We start from the raw sequence: 17,464 nt of genomic DNA, 5'->3' as shown, positions 1-17,464 counted from the left end.
ACTATTTTTGCCTCATTATAAATTATTAAATTTCATTATGAGAAAAAATTACGTTTATTTCGTTTTGTTGCTCTTACTAAACATTTCTATGTTTGGGCAAAAAGTTACACTCACACCAACACTTGTAAATGGCGTTGCTTATAGTAGCGGCGCAATTAATTTAGGATCGTTGTCAACCTCTTCCGTTTCATTGTCTGTAGAAATTAAAATCCCAACAAACGCCAGTGTTGGAGATCAGGGTACAATAAAAATTTATTTTTCAAAAGATAATGCATCAGGATCAAATATTGCAAACGGTGGTGATGGAGGATCAATATATATTGGTGCCGGAAACGTTACCACCAGAAGCTTCAGTATAAAATTGTATTCTGGCGATTTTAATACTTCGGGAGGATATATTTATGCTGAATATAAAACTTATTCAGGAGTAGCTTATAAAAGCTCTAATATATCAGTCAAGAAAAATGAAACATCAACTACTCCTACAACTCCAACAATTCCAGAATCTTCCGACAGTTATTTCCAATATATACCATATGGAGGTTTCCCAATATTACCTGAATTTAATAATAATTTTGTTAATGCTGAAAATATAGAGTCGCAAGTATGGGTAGATGAAAATGAATTTGAATATAAAAGTCAAACAAGTAATCGAATATATAAATATACTACCCTAAGAGAAAAAACAACTTTTAATGACGGAAGAAGTCCTAACTATAGTAGAGTGATAAAGGCATCACCTTCAAATTTTTACGGAACTTCTACATTAGTAGACAATACAATTGTAGGCAATCAATACCTAACAAATGATGAAGCTCCTAAAACTATAATTGGCAATCAAGCAACTAAAACTGAAGGAACAAGAGGTCAACAAGTGACTACTAACTTAACAAATTATCAATGGCAATCTAGAATTAAGTTTCCCGCTCAATGGTCTTATTTTAAGTATTATTTTACTGAGTCTAAATACAATTGGGTAGATATAACTGGAGCCACAGAAGCTAATTACACTCCAGCTAAAACTGAACAAGCAATGGAATATAGAAGATTAATCCTTGAAGAAAAATATGCTCCACAAACAAAATATAGAAAGTCCGCAGCAAGTAATGTTGTAAATATAATACCTCTTGGTAATAACAGCATAGAAAATATAATTTGCTGTGATCAAACTATAGCTGTAGACAAAGTAGCAACTCCAATAGTAGGAGATTATCAACAATTTGTTCAATGGCAGATTTCAAATGATGGTATAACTTGGGAGGATATTTTTGGAGCGAATTCAAAAGATTATTTACCCATAAAAAATCGTACTTATGGATTAACCGACACCCAAACACAATTTTACAGAAGGATTTATTATGATTATGCTGTTCAACAAAAATATTGTTCAAGCAATATTATTAAAATAATTTTTGAAATCCCACATAGATCTTATAATGCTGAGTTTATAAAAATATATCCAAATCCAACAACATCAATTTTAAACATTGAAAACACAAATACATCTACATCACTATCCCAAATAACAATTATCGATGAGACAGGGAATACATTTGTCCCTATTAGCAATTCTTTAATAAATTCAAATCTAGCCCAATTAGATGTTTCAAATTTACCATCAGGAATTTACTTCGTTAACATACAGCTTATTAGATCAGGAAGAGGAGCGGGAAGAGATTCTGCCCAAACAAAATTCATAAAACAATAAAATATGTTCATAAAAAAAGGAAATCTTTCGATTTCCTTTTTTTATGAACAGTTATAAATAATTCTTATTTTACAATTTTAACATTACTATCATCAATATTGTAAGCTTTTATAACAGAGTTATAATCGCTAAAATCCACAGATTTTTTTGATGTTAAATTATTTCCAGCCCCAGGAATAATCACTATTCTAAATGTTTGATTTAATCTCAAATTAGTATTAACCGAACCTAAATCATCTCCTAACATAAAAATATCTACATCAAATCTGGAAAATTCAAAATTGTAACTAAAATCGTAAGCCCCATTATTGTCAAATGCGATTTCACGTAAAGGGTTCCAAACTTTAACGCCGTCTTCTACAGCTACTAATCTATAAACTAAAACCATATCACCTGGAAAGATCTCAGGATTCAAATCGTATCTAATTCTATATCCATTACCAGAATTAAAATTATAACCTTTTACCTCTATTACTTCGCTAATTGTGTCATTGTCTATATCATTATCATCATCCGAGCAACCAGAGAATGCAAATAACCCAACAACTGCGAAAAGTGTCAATATCTTTTTCATATTTTTTAAATTTTAAAGTTTATACTTAAAGGTATTCCAAAAATCAAACCAAAAAAAACTTTTAACGCATTCTTTCGGAATATTTTACTTACTTTTTTGTAATCTCCTGATTTTTAAGTAGTATTTTATTAAAAAATAATACATGATACGGCAATGCATTTTCCCAATATTCCCAGGTATGTGCGCCGGGTCTTTCCGTATAATCATGTTCTACCTTATTATATACCAGTCTTCTGTGTAATTCTTTATTCGGTTCTATCAAAAAATCGTCTACGCCACAGTCAATAATTAGTGGCAGTTTATTGACTTTTATTTTATCAATCATATTTAAAACCGCGTGCTGCTCATACATTTTTATATCATTACTCTTATCACCAAAAACAGGCTCAATCAATTTAAGAACCTGAGCAGCAGAATCACGATTTAGCATTCCACTCATATCAACAGCACCACTCATGCTTCCGGCAGCACAAAATAAATCAGAATTTCTGGCAGACAGATACAATGCCCCATGACCTCCCATAGAAAGTCCGGTAATGACACGCCCGTTTTTATTAGCAATCGTCCTGTATGTTTTATCCACTTTCTGAATCACTTCTTTAGTTACAAAGGTTTCAAACTGGCTTCCTTTATTCACCGGACTATCGATGTAAAAACTAAACGTTTCGCCTTCGGGCATTACAACTATCAGATTATATTGGTCTGCTAAATTTTTTACAAGTTCTTTATTTGGCGTATTTTTCAGCCAGTCACCAAAATGTCCGTAAGCACCGTGCAATAAATACATGACAGGAAATGTTGTTTTGCTTTTAGCATACGAATTAGGCAGTACAACAGCGGCTTTATAGGTTTTGTTCATTGCCGTACTGGCAACTTCGAGCGTATCTACTTTAGCAGCATAAGAACTTCCAATACCGAGTATACAGACAAAAAGCAGTATTTTAAAATGTCTCATAGTTTTTTATAGTTTTAAGTTTTTTATGAATCATAAATATAAATCTTTAAGTTCAAAAAAGGCATAAAAAAACCATCAGCTAAATTGATGGTTACGTTTTATACGCTATAAAATGAATCTTTACATAATCGTAGCCCTGTGCTCCTGTCTGTATTCTGAAGCACTTTTGCCTGTATATTGCTTAAAGGACTTACTGAAATGACTGAAATTATTAAATCCGCTTTCATAACAAACCTCATTTATACTAATAGGTTTTTCTGCCAAAAGCTTAGAGGCATGAACCAAACGGTATTCATTTACGAATTCGGTAAAGGTTTTATTGGATATTTTTTTAAAATAACGACAAAAAGATGGTGTAGTCATACTCACCAGTTTCGAAATCTCATCTACAGAAATAGGCTCCTGAAAATGATCTTTTACATAACTAAAAACTACATTCATCCTGTCATTGTCCGTCACCTGCATTTCCATCAGGAATCCGTCTGCATTTAAAATGGTATATTCTTCAGAAGATGCCAGATCTTTTAAAATACTTAAAAGAGTCAGAAAACGCTCAAACGGAGATTTATTCTCCATCAATTCCATTCTGGTTCCTATTATTTTTTTTGTTTCGCCACCAAATGCAATTCCGGCTTTAGCCTGCTCGAGCAGTTTTTGAATCTTTTTCATTTCAGGAATACCAAAAAATTCATTTCCTAAAAAATCCGGTTTAAAATGAATCACGGTTTCATCTTTATTTCCTGTTTTTTCGTTTGTAAAACCGCAATGTGGCAAGTTTGAGCCTATTAAAATCAGGGAACCATTCGTATAATAAGAAATATGGCTTCCTATCTGCCTCTTCCCTGCACCACCGTTCACAAAGACAATTTCAATTTCGGGATGGTAATGCAGCAGGTGCGATTTACTATTTGTCTTATGCGCATGTTTGGTATAGGTAAAAGAACTTCCGTATGAGTTTGATATTATCTCAAGAGCTGGGGCAATTGGTTTCATTTCTCAAAGATTAAATAATAAAAACAAAATTAACAAAAATACCTAAAATAATTCAAATTTTAACCTACAACGCTTTCGTAAATGAGAATACAGCATTGAAACCTCCAGACCTTATTAGGCAGAATCTTTTACACGTAAAGTGATTCAGCATCAAACAATTAGACTCTTAATTTAAAACTAAAGTATGAAAAAGATTTTAAAATACCTTAACCTTCAAATGCAAAAGCGAATGGAAAGCTAATTAGTTTTTGCTTTGAACAATTTTAATAAATCATACCATAAATAAGATATTGGAGATTTAATTGTTATGAGAAAAAAATTAAAAAAAAATAAAGTAAACACATAGTAATCATTTTTATCAAATTCTAATTAAATAGTGCTAATACCCGTAGGGAGAATTTATTCTCAAATTATCCTCATTTTTTCCTTTTTCAACACTTTTCTTTAATAAAACACCTTTAAAACACTATCTAATTGCATTTTTACAAATCAAAGAACAGATGAAAATTATTACAACCTTATTTTTTTCTTACAAAATTTGCGATATATTAATTATTAAACCGATTTATATTTCATATTCTCAGTCAAGCAAGAAACATTGAAAAATAATAACCATATAAGCCAAAACACCAAGAATAATTTAAATTTTAACATATAACGGTTTCGTAAATGAGAATATAGCATATATATCAGAAAATACAGTTGTGCATTCTACTACTCTGTTGAAGTAATTTAGCAGTATAGAAATCAGAACAATAATTTAAAATTATATATCATGAAAAAGATAGTTAAATTAAGTGTAGTAGCAGCATTACTTTTCGCAGGAACAAGTATTTATGCAATTGATGGTAAAGATTACGTTCTTCATGTAATTAAAGAAAACGGTAAAGAAATTACTTTTGGATTAAACAATACTACAAAAGCATACTTATCAATTTATGATGCAAGTGGGAATTTGATCTATTCTGAAAAAGCTTCCGGAAAACACGGAATCTTAAGAACTTTCAGCTTTGAAGAATTTCCGGAAGGAACTTATTTCTTAGAAATAGAAGATAATGTAAAAACAACAAAACACGAAATTACCATTACTAATAATACTACAGTATTATCAGCACAAGCAGTTTCTTCAGTTTATAAAGCAGGATTTTCTGCAGAAAATACAAGCGTAGCAGTACGCTAGAAAAGTTTATACTTTCATAGTATAAAAATGAGGTTAGATAGTTAGTAAAGTTTAAAACTTAACGGTTTTTGAAACAGCTCTTGGTGGTTCTTGAGCTGTTTTTTTTGTTCTAATAATTAATAAGAACATCCAAAAGCAATTATTTTCTACTCCTGTAATTACTTTTTAAAATTTGTTAAATAAACATCAAATTAACATTATCGGTATAAATAATTTAAATTTTAACCTATAACGGTTTCGTAAATGAGAATACAGCACATATATCAGAAAATACAGTTGTGTACTTTATTACCTTGTTGAAGTAATTTAGCAGTATAAAATCAGAACAATAATTTAAAAATATAAATCATGAAAAACATCTTAAAATTAAGCTTAGTAGTAGCAGTACTTTTCTCAGGAATAAGCAGTTATGCAATTGATGGAAATGATTACATCCTTCATGTTATCAAAGAAAATGGTAATGAAATCACCTTTGGATTAAACAGGGTAACTGAAGCAAAATTAGTAATCTATGACCAGGACGGAACTGTACTTTATTCTGAAAATGCGTCAGGCAAAGATGGGATCTTAAAAAGAATCACCTTTGAAGGTTTTCCAGAAGGAACTTATATCTTAAAAATAGAAGATAGTGTAAAAACAACAAAACATGAAATCATTGTTTCTTATAATAAAGTAGCTTTATCATCAAAAGCAATTTCAACAGTTTATAAAGACAACTCTTCTGTTAAAAATACAAGCGTAGCAGTACGTTAAAAAAGTTTATACTTTTCATAGAGTATAAAAATGAGGTTAGATAGTTAGTAAAGTTTAAAACTTAACGGTTTTTAAAACAGCTCTTGGTGGTTCTTGAGCTGTTTTTTTATTTCTTTTTTAGTGATAATTTAAAGAAACCGACTGATTTTCACATGTATACTCCTTCCCTGAATCTTATTAAATAATCATCAAATTAACATTAACGTAATAAATAATTCATATTTTAACCTATAACGGTTTCGTAAATGAGAATACAGCATATATATCAGAAAATAGAGTTGTGCACTTTATTACATTGTTGAAGTAATTTAGCAGTATAAAATTAGAACAAATAATTTAAAAAATAAAGCCATGAAAAAGACATTAAAATTAAGTGTAATCGCAGCAGTACTTTTTTCAGGAATCAGTACATATGCAATTGACGGAAGCGAAGGTGGAACTCTTCACGTGATTAAAGGAAATGGTAATAAAGTTACTTTTGGATTAAATAACATCACAAAAGCAAACTTATCCATATATGACGATGAGGGAAATCTTATCTATTCTGAAAGAGCTTCAGGTAAAGATGGAATCTTAAAAACTTTCAGCTTTGAGGAATTCCCTTCAGGAACCTATTTTCTAAAAGTTGAAGACAACGTAAAAACTACAACACACGAAATTGTCATTAAAGGTAATATTGCCGTTTTATCACCAAAACCAGTTTCATCAGTTTACAAAACAGGATCTTCCGCTAAAAGCAATATAGCAGCTAAATAATTAAACTTAACAGTTTAAAAAAACAGCTCTGGACGGGCTGTTTTTTTTTGTTACTATTCCCAAATAAAGCTATTTCCATTATTTCTTAATTTATGAAGAAAATTACGATACATTAAAAAGGCAATTGCAGCAGCAGAGATTCTTTCAACATGATCAAAACATTAAAAAATAGTAACCAAATTAACATTAAGGGCAATAATAATTCAAATTTTAACCTATAACGGTTTCGTAAATGAGAATATAGCACATATATCAGAAAATACAGTTGTGCATTTTACTGATCTGTTCAGGTAATTTAGCAGTATAAAATTTGAACAAACAATTTAAAAAATATAATCATGAAAAATATCTTAAAATTAAATTTAGTAGCAGCCTTACTTTTTGTAGGTATCAATACTTATGCAATTGGCGGTAATGATGATTTTGCCCTTTACGTAATTAAAGGAAATGGTAAAGAAGTGACTTTTGGTTTAAACAACGTTACAAAAGCCAATTTATCTATTTATGACCAGGATGGAAACCTAATTTATTCTGAAAAAGCTACAGGTAAAAACGGAATCTTAAAAACTTTCAGCTTTGAAGAATTTCCTGAAGGGACTTATTTTTTAGAAGTTGAAGATGGTGTAAAAACAATAAAACATGAAATTACGATTAGAGATAATGCAACTGTATTATCAGCAAAAGCAGTTTCAACAGTTTACAAAGAGAAATCTTCTGATAAAAATACAAGCGTAGCAATACGATAAAAAGTTTATGCTTTCATATAAGTATAAAAATGAGGTTAGATAGTTAGTAAAGTTTAAAACTTAACGGTTTTTAAAACAGCTCCTGGTGGTTCTCGAGCTGTTTTTTTTATTTTAAGATTTTACTCTCGAAAACAAAAAAGCTATAAGGATTTAACAAAACAATACCTATAACACCTAAAGTGCTAAATGTTAAAACATTAGATAAAATTTAAAAAAACAGAACCAAAAGCTCAATAAATTCGTAAGTATAGCAATAAAGAACAGAAATACTTTTAAATCAACAACTTAGTGTTAATAAAAATCACATAAAAAATTTTGATATAAGATAAGTATTTGTAGTTTTGTCAATACCACGAAAAAGAAAATTAAGATTAAAAATTAAAAAAAAAGATGAAACAAATTTTAAGACTGAGCTTTGTTGTAGCTGTATTTTTAACAACATTAAGTACGTATGCAGGTAATGAAAAAGGTGATTATATCTTGTATATAAAAACTGGAAATGGAAAAGTAGTGAGTTTTACATTAAACGCTGACGAAAAATCAAATTTTTCAATCCTTGACGAAAAACAAAATTTACTTTACACGGGAGAATTTTCTAGCAATGAATTAGAAGTTTCAAAAACCTTAAGCCTTGAAACTTATCCTGCCGGAACTTATTATTTAAAAGTTTTGGAAAACAACAAAGTGGTAAATCATAAAATTACGGTTTCTGCAAAAAAATCAAAAACAATTGCGTTAGACCAATCAGTAAACGAAAGTCCTGCCTTTCGTCGTTAATTTTATTTTGCCCCTGTAGAAAACAGCCCATCCCCAAGGGCTGTTTTTTTTATTTTATTTTCTCAAACAAAGCGCAATCTTTACCATTTTCCAAAAAATATCAGCTTCTGATGTCATCGTTATTTTTTTAGATTTTTTATAAAAAGAAGAATGTGCAAAAGCATAAACATAATCCAAAAGTTCTACAGCTGTGAAGTTTTGCCTGAATTCCGGACGTAATTCAATACTATTAGCAAAGCAAACATTTCCGGCTTCTTTTTCACTCGAAAATAGCAAGCCCAAACAATCTGAGAATGACTTTATTATTTTGCTATTTAGACTAACCGATTCAACTGATTTCTCAAAAAGATCCTAAAGCGTAAAATAAATCTTTGAATTATCCTCCAAAATTTTTGAAACTGTAGTTTCTAAATTATCATTAGAAAGCTGAGGAATTTCCTCCTCTACACTCAAATTGATTATTTTATTTGAATACTCTTGGATTGTCATAATGAGACTGGTTTACACTATAAAGTTATACCATATTATCTTATTAACATTTTCCTGTATAAAAAATGTCTGAAAACTTTTAGATAACACATCCTAAATAGTTAAAAATCATAAAAAAAGCATGCAAAAAAGACATATATCACTGATTTAAATATATTTGCGAAAACAAAAACAAAAAAATACCACGAACGATTCTCTTAAACCGATGCTTATGCAAAAAAGACTTGTTATTTTAGTATTAGGGACTATTTTTTCATTCAGTGCTGCTGCCCAAAGTGAAAAAGTCTTTATTACTAACAAAGTAAGCGATACTTATGCTTATGTTGATGTAATGAAAACGTACGAAAGGATTGCTGCAAAAGGCTACAAGTCTGTAGATTTATTTCAAAAATTAGGAGATTCTTCTTTCTCACATTTTAAACTGGAAAAAGCTGCCGAATGGTACAGTAAACTTTTTTCGCTGACTTTAGATTTAGCTCCTGAATATTATTACCGTTATGCTGAATCGTTACGATTCATTTGCGAAAATGAAAAGGCTGATGCTATCCTTGAAAAGCTGAAACTGGCAAAGAAGAAGGTTTGACACATCGTACTTTTCTAAAATAATAAAAGCAGCCCGTACAAGAGGCTGCTTTTTATATTTCTATTGCTTTTTTATTTTCCTTTAAGCAATTTTTCTAAATATTCGATTTTATCTTTTTCCACCTGAAGCAAACGTTCGTAAAGGTTTTTATTCTCTTCTACAGTTTCCATTAATTTATCTAATGGATTGAAAGTACAATTACTAAGTCCAAAATAGTTGTTAGGGCTTTCATTGAAAGTATTAAAATAATTGATCACACCTTCTTCAGAAAAATTCTTAATAGCTTCAACCGTTACGCCAAGCGCTTTTGCAACTTCAATAAGCTTTTGCTCATCTATGGTTTCACTGTTTTCTAAAACCGAAACAGCTTGCTGGTTTGTTCCTAAAGCCTGCGCCAAAGCTTCCTGTTTCATGTCACGAAGTTCACGAATGCGGCTTATTTTTCGCCCTATATGATTTGGTTTTGTAAGTGTGCTCATAATTCAAAGATAACAATTAAGTTCATTAACAAGAAATATGTAAAAAACATATTTACCGCCGTATCATACGGCAAAAAATGATTTGATACCGTGTAATCTATTTCTTTCTTGCAGTATGAAACAAAAATACATTTTTTCTGATAATAACAAATTCTAAAAGTCAAATTCTAACGATTCACACTCAAAAACCAACGAAATGGAAACCACTGAAATTAGAAATTTAGAAGTTCTCAAAAAATTAGCCAGCCGGTCTTTTCAAACACTAAAACCGGCTCCTGACAATTCAAAGTCCTACATCGCTCAAATTAAGCTTTCCAATTATGTCGAACTCGGCGGCTTAATTACCGACCTGATAAAATTATGCATTTTGGCACTGGATCCGGAAATACCTAAAATTGCTGATAAAAACAATGAACCTGTTAATGTGGGACTTATTTTAGAAACTGTGCTTCAGCTGTTTCCTTTGGAAGAGATGGAGTTTTTGAGTGATGTTGGGGAGGTTGTTGGTAAAGATTGAGTTCTTTAAAAACAACCACAATATTGTCATTTCGACGGAGGAGAAATCTTCACGAGAAATTCTACAAAGATTGGCGACATTCTGTACGGAGCTACTTGCGGAGATTTCTCCTTACGTCGAAATGACAAATTGGAAAGGGGAAACTTTGGGTTCACGAATGTAACGCTCCCGCAGCAAGGAAAATGGAGTTTTTGAGTAATGTTAAAAGGTTGTTGGTAAAGATTGAGTTCTTTAAAGATAACCCCAATATTGTCATTTCGACGGAGGAGAAATCTTTACGAGAAACTCTACAAAGATTGGCGAAATTCTGTACGGAGCTACTTGCGGAGATTTCTCCTACGTCGAAATGACAAATTGGAGAGGATAAGCTTTGGGTTCATGGGTAAAACGCTCGCAAAGATTGGCGACCTGCATTGTCGAGCTTCTATTGTGATTTCTCCCTTCGGTCGAAATGACAAACTTTATGGAATTTTATGTTTTGCTGGAGCGAGGAAAATTCTATTTTTGTGGCTCTAATGTTGCGATTAAATAATATTGCATTTCATTTGAAGATAAACCCAACAGATTTTGTAAAGTTATAATATCATCATCTTCCGAAAATATTATCTCATCTTGTCCGTCAAATCTATAACTATCATATTGAATAGTATCTAAAGTACCATCTTCATTAAATGATGCCGTAATTATTGGAAAATAATCGTCTTTTTCAAAATCATAAAAATACTTTTCAGTTTCCTCAAATTTTGGTAAGCCAGTTAAAAGATCAATAGTTTCTTGACATATCAGATTATTACTATTATTATACAAATATCTAGAATGACTTTTAAGTTTCATCTCTGAATATTCTTTATGAACTTCAATAATATAATTTCCAAAATCTAATTTTTCTATTATCGAATAAAAAATGCCTGAATAGCGATATAATTCAACAATATCATCTTCACTTTCTATGTTATTTTTGTAATGATCTATATGCTTTAAAGTATTATCAATATAAAATTCCTTTTTAAGTATTACTTGATTTTCACTAAACACTTTATGATATTCCCTTAAATTACTTAACTGCTCAATAGCTACATCTTCATCATTTATATTTTGGTATCTGATAGTCATTTTTAAACACTATATAATTATTCTTTCTATTTGCTAATATATAAAAGCTTTAATCTCATTTCAACAAAAAACCTCCCAAAAATCTTGAGAGGTTTTTTTCATATAATTAAAACAAATAAATTCTACATATTCCTTCTATACTGCCCACCCACTTCAAACAAAGCCGAAGTAATCTGACCTAACGAACAAACCTTTGTAGCTTCCATTAAATGATCGAATAAGTTTTCGTTTTTAATAGCAGCTTGCTGTAACGTATTTAAATGCTCGTTTACTTTTGCTTCGTGGAAATTATGCAAGTTATCCAGCATTGTAATCTGATATTGCTTTTCTTCTTCTGTAGCACGAATAACCTCAGCCGGAATTACCGTTGGCGAACCCTTTGAACTTAAGAAAGTGTTTACACCCACAATTGGGAAATCGCCGTTGTGTTTTAAGGTTTCGTAATACAAACTTTCTTCCTGAATTTTAGAACGCTGGTACATTGTTTCCATTGCGCCCAGAACTCCGCCACGCTCTGTGATTCTGTCAAATTCTTGTAAAACAGCCGCTTCAACTAAATCGGTTAATTCTTCGATGATGAACGAGCCCTGAATTGGGTTTTCGTTTTTCGCTAAACCTAATTCTTTATTAATAATCAACTGAATTGCCATCGCACGACGCACAGATTCTTCTGTAGGTGTTGTAATCGCTTCGTCGTAAGCATTTGTATGTAATGAATTACAGTTGTCATAAATGGCATATAAAGCCTGTAAAGTCGTTCTAATATCGTTGAAATCAATTTCCTGGGCGTGTAACGAACGTCCAGAAGTTTGAATATGATATTTCAGCATTTGTGCTCTTTCGTTGGCTCCGTATTTATTTTTCATGGCTTTTGCCCAAATTTTACGAGCCACACGACCAATAACCGAATATTCTGGATCTACTCCGTTTGAGAAGAAAAATGATAAATTTGGTCCAAAATCGTTGATGTTCATGCCTCGGCTCAAATAATATTCCACGTAAGTGAAACCATTTGAAAGCGTAAATGCCAATTGCGTAATTGGATTTGCTCCCGCCTCGGCAATATGATATCCTGAAATCGAAACCGAATAGAAATTACGAACGTTTTTAGTAATAAAATATTCCTGAACGTCTCCCATTAATCGCAAAGCAAATTCGGTTGAGAAAATACAAGTATTCTGCGCCTGATCTTCTTTTAAAATATCGGCTTGAACCGTTCCTCGAACTTGGGATAACGTTTTGGCTTTTATATCATTATACACTTCTTGAGGTAAAACCTGATCTCCGGTAACACCCAAAAGCATTAATCCTAAACCGTTGTTACCAGCAGGAAGTTCGCCTTGGTATTTTGGTCTTTCGATTCCTTTTTCTTTATAAAGTTTGTTGATTTTAGCTTCAACTTCTTTTTCTAATTCATTTGCTTTGATGTAAATCTCACATTGCTGATCGATTGCCGTGTTCATAAAGAAACCTAACAACATTGGCGCAGGCCCGTTAATTGTCATACTTACCGATGTCAACGCATGAACCAAATCGAAACCTGAATATAGTTTTTTAGCATCATCCAAACAGCAGATTGAAACTCCTGCATTTCCAATTTTTCCGTAAATATCCGGACGCAAATCTGGATCGTTTCCGTATAAAGTTACACTATCAAAAGCGGTCGAAAGACGTTTTGCAGGCATTCCCGCGCTTACATAATGAAAACGTTTGTTAGTTCTTTCTGGTCCGCCCTCGCCCGCAAACATTCTTGACGGATCTTCGCCTTCACGCTTAAACGGATACAATCCTGAAGCAAACGGAAATTCTCCAGGAACATTTTCCTGTAAATTCCAACGCAGAATATCGCCCCAGCCTTCATATTTAGGCAAAGCAATTTTTGGGATTTGCAAATGCGATAAACTTTCAGAATGTGTCGCAATCTTGATTTCTTTATCACGAACTTTAAACGAGTAAACTGGATTTTTATATTTCGCCACTTTTTCGTCCCAATTCAGAATAATTTCCCAGTTGTACGGATCTAAGTCCATTTTTACTTTATCAAATTGATTCAGCAACAGATTTAAAAAGATTCTGTTTTCGTCGTGTTCTGCAATGCCGCTTGGTAAAACAGTCGAATCATCAATTCCTGCTTTAGTTATTTGAGGCACTTTTCCTGAAACCGATTCTATGGTTTTGAAAATTCCGTATAATTTCTGCGCTACTTTTTGCTGCGAAAGTACGATTTCGTCATATGATCTGTTATTCTCTGCAATTTCAGATAAATAACGCGTTCTTCCCGGCGGAATCACGAAGATTTTCTCGCTCATTTCTTTAGTGATTTCAAAAGTCGATTTCAAATCTGAAGCCGTTTTTTCTACCACTTTATCCATAATCGCTTTATAAAGCGTGTTCATTCCCGGATCGTTAAACTGCGAAGCAATCGTTCCGAAAACGGGCATTTCGTCTGGGCTTTTATCCCAAAGATTATGGTTTCTTTGATATTGTTTTTTTACATCGCGCAAAGCATCAAGCGCGCCGCGTTTGTCAAATTTGTTTAAAGCCACTAAATCGGCAAAATCAAGCATGTCGATTTTTTCCAATTGCGTTGCCGCTCCAAATTCTGGCGTCATTACATATAAGGATACATCAGAATGATCCATAATCTCCGTATCAGACTGACCAATTCCTGAAGTTTCCAAAATAATCAAATCGTATTTTGCGACTTTTAGAACCTGAATTGCTTCGGCTACATATTTAGACAAAGCCAAATTGGACTGGCGCGTGGCCAGCGAACGCATATAAACACGAGGATTATTAATCGCATTCATACGGATTCTGTCTCCTAAAAGTGCTCCTCCGGTTTTTCTTTTCGAAGGATCGACAGAAATTAATCCGATTGTTTTTTCTGGGAAATCAATTAAAAAGCGGCGAACCAATTCGTCTACCAAAGATGATTTTCCTGCTCCACCCGTTCCCGTGATTCCTAGAACTGGAATTTTAGAATCAGCATTACTTTCGTGAATTTGATCAAAAACAGGTTTTGCAATTTCTGGGAAATTTTCTGCTGCAGAAATTAAACGTGCAATTGCTATTGGAATTTTATTTTCGATATGATCAATTTCTCCGTTTAGTTTATCTCCAATAGGAAAATCAGCACGCTGTACTAAATCATTAATCATTCCCTGAAGTCCTAAAGAACGTCCGTCATCTGGAGAATAAATTCTTGTAATACCATATTCATGTAATTCTTCGATTTCGCCTGGCAGAATTACACCGCCCCCGCCTCCGAAGATTTTAATATGTCCCGCTCCTTTTTCGCGAAGCAGATCATACATATATTTAAAGTATTCATTGTGTCCGCCTTGGTAAGATGTCATGGCGATTGCATTCGCATCTTCCTGTATTGCAGTGTTTACCACTTCTTCAACACTGCGGTCATGCCCTAAATGGATTACTTCAACACCAGTTGACTGAATAATACGGCGCATAATATTGATGGCTGCATCATGACCGTCAAAAAGCGAAGCGGCTGTTACAATTCTTACTTTATTTTTAGGAATATATGTTTTTTGTTGTTCCATTTTGAGAATATGATAATTTTATAGTACAATTTACAAAATATTTCATCAATTCAATGAAACGATAGTTTTATGTTAACAAAAAACAATTACTTTTCAGGCATACAAAATCCCTATCATCCAAAATACATTTTAAACAATAAATAAAATATTGATTTTAAGCCAATTAGTTTATTAATAAACTAAATGAGGTTTTTAGCTTATTTGTTTAAGATTAAAAACTTTTTTTGATTTTCGATAAAAATTCATGTGTTACTCCCAAATAAGAAGACAAATTTTTATTGTTTATTTTTTGGGTCTTTTGCGGATATTTCTTTACAAACTCAATATAACGTTGCTTTGAAGTTTTATTTAAAACATCAACCAATCTTTCCTGTATGGCGATATTTGCCCTTTCAACCATTAAAATATGAAATTGAATCAATTTTGGAACTTGTTTAAATAAAAGCATTTTATTGGATTTATTAATTACTAATATCTCACTATCTTCAATCGCTTTTATGTTATATTTAGTCAATTTATGATAATAAAAACTTTCCAGGTCGCATATCCATTCGTTTTCAAATGAAAAGAAAATGACAGTTTCTGTTCCGTTTTCATTCAAAATATAAGTCTTAAATGCCCCGTTCAGAATAAAACCTTCGTAAGAATTATTAGAGTCCTGGATTTGCAAAAACTCATTCTTTTTTAATTTAATAAATTCTGTTTTATCCAATATTAATTTCCACTCTTCGTCTGTAAGAGTAATTTTTCTTTCAATATTCTGCCTTAGTTCTTCGTACATACTTTTAATTATTTCTTAATTAAAATTTCTAAAATTCTAAAATTTGGGAGTGAATTTAAATAATGTAATCGATTACGCAAAAATATAAAAATTATATTATACTCAGAATAATTATACAAAAAAAATCAAATATTCAAATTAATTACAAAATAATTGAACAAGTTCAATATTCGTGTAGGATTTAATCAACATCTTTGCATTACTATAAAATGTAGTAATAACCAAACAAAAAACCATTATGAATTTTAAAACCAAATTTGCGATTTCGCTATTTGCGATTACCTTGAGTTTTGCAGCCTGTAACACAGATGATGATCAAAATGCTGACAACGCTGTCCTAAGTACCCAGGAGACAGTTTCTGCTTCAACTTCAAAAGTTGGGGTTTGCTCTGAAGTGCCGGGATGGGCTTCTCAAAACGGAAGCACAACCGGAGGAGGCACATCTGCAGAGACAACAGTAACCACTTATGCACAATTGAAATCAGCTATTGAAAGCAGTTCAGTAAAAGTGATCAAAGTGTCCGGTACTATCACTGTTTCAGCCCGATTATCATTACAAGACCAGACTGGCAAAACTATTTACGGCACCAGCGGTGCAAAACTGGTATCGACAAACCAGACTAAAGATGGTTCAGGAATAATCAACATTAAAAGATGTAAAAACCTGATTATCAGAAACCTTATTTTCGAAGGCCCGGGCGCTTATGATACTGATGGCTGGGATAATGTAATTCTTGACAACTGTCAGAATGTATGGGTTGACCATTGTGAATTCAGAGACGGTGTTGACGGAAACTTTGATATTAAAAACCAATCTGATTACATAACGGTTTCATATTCAAAATTCACCTACCTTAAAGCTCCAAGAGCAGGTGGTTCAGGTGGTTCAGATGACCACAGATATTCTAACTTAATTGGTTCAAGCGATGGGGCTACTGCAGATCGTGGCAAATTAAGAATCACATTTGCACGTTGCTGGTGGGCTAGCGGATGTAAAGAAAGAATGCCTAGAGTTCGATTTGGTAAAGTACATATTGTTAACAGTTATTTCAACAGTTCTGTTAGCAACAAATGTATTGCCGCAGGTTTTGAAGCCAATATCAAAGTTGAAGACAATGTGTTTGAAAATGTAAAAAACCCAATTGACCTAATGACTGGTTTCACTGCTGTAAGTGTAACGTCCGGAAATGTTTTCACTAATACAACTGGTAATAAAACAGGACAAAACACCGCTTTTACACCTCCTTATACCATTGTAAAAATTGCTGCGTCTGCTGTTAAATCTGATGTTTCTGCCAATGCTGGAGCTACATTTTCAGGTAACATTTGCGGTTCATTCTAACTAAGTATAAAAAAATTGTTCTATAAAAGCTATCCAAAGTGGGTAGCTTTTTTGTTTTTTATGAATCTTTTGAAGACGTCTGATGAAACTAAAATTTCTAACCTAGCCCCGATGGAAACGATATCCCGCGCTTTTTTTTGCGCGGAATTTAGTGG

General features: G+C 32.3%; 17 protein-coding genes. 9 read left to right on the top strand and 8 right to left on the bottom strand.

Features of this window, described 5'->3' with window-relative positions; translation table 11 throughout:
• Window positions 1–7 precede the first annotated feature (7 nt).
• Window positions 8–1,708 (top strand): T9SS type A sorting domain-containing protein, encoded by a 1,701-nt coding sequence (locus P5P89_RS18740; protein WP_278009680.1) that lies wholly within the window; start codon window positions 8–10, stop codon window positions 1,706–1,708.
• Window positions 1,709–1,772: 64 nt separating this feature from the next.
• Here the strand turns inward: P5P89_RS18740 and P5P89_RS18735 are convergent, their stop codons facing one another.
• The 3 genes from P5P89_RS18735 to P5P89_RS18725 all read right to left on the bottom strand — a co-directional run bounded on the left by P5P89_RS18735 (window position 1,773) and on the right by P5P89_RS18725 (window position 4,230).
• Window positions 1,773–2,282, bottom strand: a complete 510-nt coding sequence (locus P5P89_RS18735; RefSeq protein WP_278009679.1) for a hypothetical protein — start codon at window positions 2,280–2,282, stop codon at window positions 1,773–1,775.
• A gap of 88 nt (window positions 2,283–2,370) precedes the next feature.
• Entirely contained in the window at window positions 2,371–3,237 is an 867-nt protein-coding gene (locus tag P5P89_RS18730) for an alpha/beta hydrolase (RefSeq protein WP_278009678.1), read from the bottom strand.
• A gap of 120 nt (window positions 3,238–3,357) precedes the next feature.
• On the bottom strand, window positions 3,358–4,230 hold the full coding sequence (locus tag P5P89_RS18725; protein WP_278009677.1) for an AraC family transcriptional regulator: 873 nt from the start codon (window positions 4,228–4,230) through the stop codon (window positions 3,358–3,360).
• Window positions 4,231–5,005: 775 nt separating this feature from the next.
• On the opposite strand from P5P89_RS18725, the gene P5P89_RS18720 reads away from it, so the two are divergent.
• The 5 genes from P5P89_RS18720 (at window position 5,006) to P5P89_RS18700 (ending at window position 8,442) form a co-directional block, all read left to right on the top strand.
• The gene (locus P5P89_RS18720) at window positions 5,006–5,410 is read left to right on the top strand and encodes a T9SS type A sorting domain-containing protein (protein ID WP_278009676.1); all 405 of its coding nucleotides are present in this window, start codon (window positions 5,006–5,008) and stop codon (window positions 5,408–5,410) included.
• A gap of 348 nt (window positions 5,411–5,758) precedes the next feature.
• On the top strand, window positions 5,759–6,163 hold the full coding sequence (locus tag P5P89_RS18715; RefSeq protein ID WP_269235837.1) for a T9SS type A sorting domain-containing protein: 405 nt from the start codon (window positions 5,759–5,761) through the stop codon (window positions 6,161–6,163).
• 351 nt (window positions 6,164–6,514) lie between these two features.
• Window positions 6,515–6,919 carry a T9SS type A sorting domain-containing protein gene (locus P5P89_RS18710; RefSeq protein ID WP_278009675.1) on the top strand — a complete coding sequence of 135 codons (405 nt, stop codon included), beginning with the start codon at window positions 6,515–6,517 and terminating at the stop codon, window positions 6,917–6,919.
• A gap of 338 nt (window positions 6,920–7,257) precedes the next feature.
• Window positions 7,258–7,665 (top strand): T9SS type A sorting domain-containing protein, encoded by a 408-nt coding sequence (locus P5P89_RS18705; RefSeq protein ID WP_278009674.1) that lies wholly within the window; start codon window positions 7,258–7,260, stop codon window positions 7,663–7,665.
• Between the two features lie 390 nt (window positions 7,666–8,055).
• Window positions 8,056–8,442, top strand: coding sequence for a secretion protein (locus P5P89_RS18700; RefSeq protein WP_278009673.1), 387 nt, complete (start codon window positions 8,056–8,058; stop codon window positions 8,440–8,442).
• 54 nt (window positions 8,443–8,496) lie between these two features.
• On the opposite strand, the gene P5P89_RS18695 is transcribed toward P5P89_RS18700, so the two are convergent.
• Window positions 8,497–8,718 carry a hypothetical protein gene (locus P5P89_RS18695; protein WP_278009672.1) on the bottom strand — a complete coding sequence of 74 codons (222 nt, stop codon included), beginning with the start codon at window positions 8,716–8,718 and terminating at the stop codon, window positions 8,497–8,499.
• 424 nt (window positions 8,719–9,142) lie between these two features.
• Here P5P89_RS18695 and P5P89_RS18690 point away from each other — a divergent pair, with 424 nt between their 5' ends.
• Entirely contained in the window at window positions 9,143–9,514 is a 372-nt protein-coding gene (locus P5P89_RS18690; protein WP_278009671.1) for a flagellar motor protein MotB, read from the top strand.
• Window positions 9,515–9,585: 71 nt separating this feature from the next.
• Here the strand turns inward: P5P89_RS18690 and P5P89_RS18685 are convergent, their stop codons facing one another.
• Window positions 9,586–9,993, bottom strand: a complete 408-nt coding sequence (locus P5P89_RS18685; RefSeq protein WP_278009670.1) for a helix-turn-helix domain-containing protein — start codon at window positions 9,991–9,993, stop codon at window positions 9,586–9,588.
• Window positions 9,994–10,189: 196 nt separating this feature from the next.
• Here P5P89_RS18685 and P5P89_RS18680 point away from each other — a divergent pair, with 196 nt between their 5' ends.
• Window positions 10,190–10,510: a hypothetical protein gene (locus P5P89_RS18680; protein ID WP_278009669.1), complete on the top strand. Its 321-nt coding sequence runs from the start codon at window positions 10,190–10,192 to the stop codon at window positions 10,508–10,510.
• 498 nt (window positions 10,511–11,008) lie between these two features.
• Here the strand turns inward: P5P89_RS18680 and P5P89_RS18675 are convergent, their stop codons facing one another.
• From P5P89_RS18675 to P5P89_RS18665, 3 genes are all read right to left on the bottom strand, one after another.
• Complete coding sequence (locus P5P89_RS18675) at window positions 11,009–11,623, bottom strand: hypothetical protein (RefSeq protein ID WP_278009668.1); 615 nt, start codon at window positions 11,621–11,623, stop codon at window positions 11,009–11,011.
• A gap of 122 nt (window positions 11,624–11,745) precedes the next feature.
• Complete coding sequence (locus P5P89_RS18670) at window positions 11,746–15,186, bottom strand: methylmalonyl-CoA mutase family protein (RefSeq protein WP_278009667.1); 3,441 nt, start codon at window positions 15,184–15,186, stop codon at window positions 11,746–11,748.
• A 211-nt stretch (window positions 15,187–15,397) separates the two neighbouring features.
• Window positions 15,398–15,967, bottom strand: a complete 570-nt coding sequence (locus P5P89_RS18665; RefSeq protein ID WP_278009666.1) for a Crp/Fnr family transcriptional regulator — start codon at window positions 15,965–15,967, stop codon at window positions 15,398–15,400.
• A 238-nt stretch (window positions 15,968–16,205) separates the two neighbouring features.
• Here P5P89_RS18665 and P5P89_RS18660 point away from each other — a divergent pair, with 238 nt between their 5' ends.
• Complete coding sequence (locus P5P89_RS18660; RefSeq protein WP_278009665.1) at window positions 16,206–17,309, top strand: pectate lyase family protein; 1,104 nt, start codon at window positions 16,206–16,208, stop codon at window positions 17,307–17,309.
• The last annotated feature ends 155 nt before the right edge of the window (window positions 17,310–17,464 follow it).

The sequence above is a fragment of the Flavobacterium gyeonganense genome (genome assembly GCF_029625295.1).
Lineage (GTDB): Bacteria > Bacteroidota > Bacteroidia > Flavobacteriales > Flavobacteriaceae > Flavobacterium > Flavobacterium gyeonganense.
Note: the sequence above shows the minus strand (reverse complement) of the source record. Positions and strands in the feature narration are given on the sequence as shown.

Bases quoted from the DNA above. Each gene is read 5' to 3' on its own strand.
- P5P89_RS18735 (WP_278009679.1), bottom strand. From the start codon at position 2,282: ATGAAAAAGATATTGACACTTTTCGCAGTTGTTGGGTTATTTGCATTC.
- P5P89_RS18730 (WP_278009678.1), bottom strand. From the start codon at position 3,237: ATGAGACATTTTAAAATACTGCTTTTTGTCTGTATACTCGGTATTGGA.
- P5P89_RS18725 (WP_278009677.1), bottom strand. From the start codon at position 4,230: ATGAAACCAATTGCCCCAGCTCTTGAGATAATATCAAACTCATACGGA.
- P5P89_RS18720 (WP_278009676.1), top strand. From the start codon at position 5,006: ATGAAAAAGATAGTTAAATTAAGTGTAGTAGCAGCATTACTTTTCGCA.
- P5P89_RS18715 (WP_269235837.1), top strand. From the start codon at position 5,759: ATGAAAAACATCTTAAAATTAAGCTTAGTAGTAGCAGTACTTTTCTCA.
- P5P89_RS18710 (WP_278009675.1), top strand. From the start codon at position 6,515: ATGAAAAAGACATTAAAATTAAGTGTAATCGCAGCAGTACTTTTTTCA.
- P5P89_RS18705 (WP_278009674.1), top strand. From the start codon at position 7,258: ATGAAAAATATCTTAAAATTAAATTTAGTAGCAGCCTTACTTTTTGTA.
- P5P89_RS18700 (WP_278009673.1), top strand. From the start codon at position 8,056: ATGAAACAAATTTTAAGACTGAGCTTTGTTGTAGCTGTATTTTTAACA.
- P5P89_RS18690 (WP_278009671.1), top strand. From the start codon at position 9,143: ATGCAAAAAAGACTTGTTATTTTAGTATTAGGGACTATTTTTTCATTC.
- P5P89_RS18685 (WP_278009670.1), bottom strand. From the start codon at position 9,993: ATGAGCACACTTACAAAACCAAATCATATAGGGCGAAAAATAAGCCGC.
- P5P89_RS18680 (WP_278009669.1), top strand. From the start codon at position 10,190: ATGGAAACCACTGAAATTAGAAATTTAGAAGTTCTCAAAAAATTAGCC.
- P5P89_RS18675 (WP_278009668.1), bottom strand. From the start codon at position 11,623: ATGACTATCAGATACCAAAATATAAATGATGAAGATGTAGCTATTGAG.
- P5P89_RS18670 (WP_278009667.1), bottom strand. From the start codon at position 15,186: ATGGAACAACAAAAAACATATATTCCTAAAAATAAAGTAAGAATTGTA.
- P5P89_RS18665 (WP_278009666.1), bottom strand. From the start codon at position 15,967: ATGTACGAAGAACTAAGGCAGAATATTGAAAGAAAAATTACTCTTACA.
- P5P89_RS18660 (WP_278009665.1), top strand. From the start codon at position 16,206: ATGAATTTTAAAACCAAATTTGCGATTTCGCTATTTGCGATTACCTTG.